Source organism: Methylobacterium sp. B1, assembly GCF_000333255.1.
GTDB classification, from domain to species: Bacteria; Pseudomonadota; Alphaproteobacteria; order Rhizobiales; family Beijerinckiaceae; genus Methylobacterium; species Methylobacterium fujisawaense.
This window is the reverse complement of record NZ_BACT01000072.1, coordinates 1-3,631: the sequence shown is the minus strand read 5'-3', so window position 1 is coordinate 3,631 and position 3,631 is coordinate 1. Positions and strand designations below refer to the sequence as shown.

At 69.8% G+C, this 3,631-nt stretch carries 3 protein-coding genes; all 3 read right to left on the bottom strand.

Going from position 1 to position 3,631, the window contains the following annotated elements; genetic code table 11:
- Window positions 1–48: 48 nt before the first annotated feature.
- Window positions 49–1,293 carry a capsule biosynthesis protein gene (locus I53_RS01925; protein ID WP_043346061.1) on the bottom strand — a complete coding sequence of 415 codons (1,245 nt, stop codon included), beginning with the start codon at window positions 1,291–1,293 and terminating at the stop codon, window positions 49–51.
- A 774-nt stretch (window positions 1,294–2,067) separates the two neighbouring features.
- A complete protein-coding gene (locus I53_RS01915) occupies window positions 2,068–3,315 on the bottom strand; it encodes a DUF2254 domain-containing protein (RefSeq protein WP_051044612.1) in 1,248 nt (415 codons plus the stop codon).
- Window positions 3,316–3,397: 82 nt separating this feature from the next.
- On the bottom strand, window positions 3,398–3,631 hold a 234-nt coding region (locus I53_RS01910), incomplete at its 5' end, for an efflux RND transporter permease subunit (RefSeq protein ID WP_043346058.1).

Genomic DNA, 3,631 nt, shown 5'->3' with positions numbered 1-3,631 from the left:
GCGATCGGCTCGTCCACCGTCACGGACGAGAACCGATCCGGGCCCCCGTCAGCTCGTGATCATCCGGCGGGTGAACATCGCGCCCGCGAACAGCACGGCGGCGCCGGCCGTGACGAGGCTCGTCATCAGGATCCGTCTCGGCTCCGTGGAAGAGCCGGCCTTGACGGGTTCGACGATCGGCACGAGGGCCACGACCTGTTGCTGGGCCACGATCCGGGCCCGGTCATAGGCCAGTTGCACGTCGCGGTGGTATTTCTCGGCGTTCTCGCGCTCGTGCTCGAGGTCTTCGAACCGCGTGAGCGCGTCCGAGAGGCGCCGCTTCTCCGTCGGTGCTGTGCCGGCCAGCTGCTGCCGAACCTTGGCGATGTTGGCATCGAGATCGGCAATCTGCTGCTTCAGGTCGATGATGCTGCGGGATTGCGGGCCGAGATCCCGCTGGAGCACGGCGAGCTGGATGGCGAGCTTGGTGCGCGAGTCCCGCAGCTCCGACATCGCCTTGATGGTGGCGGTATTCGACTTGACGACGTCGAGCACGCCCTCGCGGTTGCGCAGATCGTTCAATGCGGCGTTGGCCTGCGCCTCCCGCTCCTCGGCGAGCTTCAGGACACGCGCGCTGACGTCCAGCGCGTCCTGGCGGGACCTCATGCTCAGGTCGTTCAACATCCGCTCGGTATCCGCCATCACGGCCTTCGTGATGGCAAGCGACTCGTCGGGGTCGAAGGCCTCGACTGTCAGCGACATGATGCCGGACGCCGATTCGACGTCGACGTCGACGCGGCGCTTCCAGTACTTCAGGAACTTCTCGACCGGCTTTTCCGGGCTGAACCGCGAGAACATGTCGATGCTGTCACGACCGAACCAGTCGCGGATCGGAAGCTCCGCCGCGACGGCTTCGACCAGCGGCCGGCTGTGGATGTATTCCTGTGCGATGAGCGTTTCCTGGGCGACCGTCGCCTTGATCACGCCGGCATTCGTGCCGACCGTGTCCGGCGTCGCCTTGTCGGCCGTCCCGACGGTCGGCCGGATCGCGAACTGTGCCTCGGTCACGAAGCGGTCGGAGGCGATCAGGCCGTAGAAGATCGCGCCGCCCAGGGTCGGCAGGACGAAGCAGACGACGAAGAGGAGCGGTAGCCAGGGATCGCTTTTGACGTGACTCTGGTACGAGCGCACGCCCTTCTTGGTGTCGGGAAGGCCCGGCAGGCGTGCGAACTGCCGCAGCGAGTGCGCGATCACCTTGTTCCGGTCGATGCCTTTCGAAGGCCTGCCCCCCGCCTTCTCGACCTGCGTGTTCATCGTTGCTTCTCGAAACTCGGGCTGCCACGGGCGCGATCGGCCCGCGAGGCTGTGATGCCGCTCGCGCAGCCCGTCGCACAGCGAGGCGGCGAAAGCATGTCAGCCGAAAGACACCGGAACGAGAACCCGACAGAGGGGCCGGTCCAGAACGCCGTGCCGTCATCGGCGGCGTGCGGCGACCGACGATGGACCGCACATCCGACCGCCGGTGCCGTTCGGGACCCCGAGACGTCCCCCGAGGGAACCCTCGATCTACCGCCTGTATTCCGGCGAGAGATGATCGAGCGGGTTGGTGCGCGCGTCCTTGTTCCGGCCGGATACGGTCCCGGTGCTCCCCCCGCGCATGACGTCCGTCGATGAAGAGAGGGCGCTCGGGGGTGAGACAGGGCCGCTCGGTCGATCGGCGGGGGAAGGGCCGCCCGGCGTGGTGCTGACCCCGGGGGGCAGCGTGGCCGGCGTCGGCTGATCGATCCGGCTCGCCGCCGATTGGGCGAGCACCGGTCCAGAGAGCGCGATCAGCGCGCAGGCCCCCATGGCCGCGCGGCGCACGGCAGTCCGTGCGGAGCCGACAGGGAGAGCGTGCATCAGGATCATCAATCCAGTCATCCTCGAAAGCCGGTCGGTCCGCGTCCGGTGAGCCAATGGATCAGCGCATCGGCAGTTCCGAACCGGCGATGACCGGTGCCGCGCCGAGGCTTCTCCGGCGCGTCGCCTCGGCGGCACCCTGCGCGCATGAGGCGAACGGCGGTCGAGACGGCCGAGCCCGCTTGGGCATCAGCGCAGGGTCAGGGCCTCCACGGCGGCCTTCTCGGACGGGACCAGCAGGGCGAAGCCCGCATGCTCCGTGACCAGGATCGAGGCGCGCATGGCTGCGGCGGAGAAGCACTCCGGTGACATGCTTCGCAGGGCCGCCAGGCCCTTCTGCAGCCGCACGCCGACCTGCACGATCCCGCCGCCCTCACGGGCCAGCGGATGGAAGAAATCCGCAATCAGGTCGTCGGTCGACAGGGCCGGGACCCGGATGCGCGGATGCTCGGGTTCGCGCGGCGGCCGGTCCGGGTCCGGTATCCACTCCGAGAGCACGCGCAAGCCTGCACCGATCACCGCGATCGCGGTCCCGTAATCGGCGGCCGTCGGCGGAAGCGCCTTCGATCCGATCTCCGCGAGAACGGACAGGCCGAAGCGCGGATCCTGCTCCCAGGCACGATCGTCGGCGATCAGGAAGGCCCGGCGGACGGCCGCCAGGGCGGCGGCCTCCATATCCGGGTCGACGAAGGCGAGGGGCGTGGCGGCGTGGACGAAGGCGCCGGGGAGCACGGCCACGTCCAGCATCGCGTCGCGGCCGCCGAGGGCCCGCGTCAGCACCGCCAGGTCGACATGCTGGATGTAGCCGATCCGATCCGCGAGGACCGGCCGCGCGTGGCGGTGCGCCGGATCCGGGGGGATGCCACCGAGATGCGGTTGGTCGCGCCGGCAGCGCAGCGCCTGGGCCGCCGCCTGCTCGACCAGCCGGATCGTCTCGCCGACCCGGCCGAAGCGCGTGAGCTGCTGCATCCAACGCAGGAGGGTGACGACGATCAGGCCGATGACCACCACCGTCGCGCCCAGCATGACGAGGCGCCCGCCCGGCCCGTAGAGGCGGGTCGACAAGGCCACGATCCCCACAACCGAGAACAGGAACGCCCCGAGGAAGGTGGCGAGCGCGTCGTGTGCCCGCCGGTCCTCGCTCCAGAGGATCGTGGCGCGCGGCGTCACGCCCGACGAGGCGGCCCCCAGGGCGTTCACCAGCACGGTCAGCGAGAAGGTCGTCACCGTCAGCATCGAGGAGGCCAGGATGCTCAGGACGTTGCCGACGGCGTCGGCACCGACGCTGAGGGCGAAGTTCTCCTCGACGTGAAACTGGAAGCGCCACGCCACCAGGGCCGCCAGGACGCCCCCGACGCAGTAGAGCGCGGCGCGAACCCAGGCCTGGCGGAGGGTTCGGGACAGGATCAGCCGCCAGCGCGGCATGACGGTCTTCATGCGCGCTTCGGCCCCCTCCCGCCGCCGATCCCGATGTCCGCGCCGATGTCCGCGCCACCGACCCTGCGACGGACCAACGCCGCTACTCGGCCGGCAGTGCCGCGTCTCCGGCCCCGGACGGCTCGGGCGCGGCCGGATCGCGGCGCCCAAACAGCCGCTCGAAGGCGACGTAGAAGGTCGGCGTGATGAACAGGGTGATGAAGGTCGCCACGACGAGGCCGCCGATCACCACGGTCCCCATGGAGACGCGCGCATGCGCCCCGGCGCCGCTGGCGATGGCGAGCGGGATCGAGCCGGTGATGAAGGCGAAGGAGGT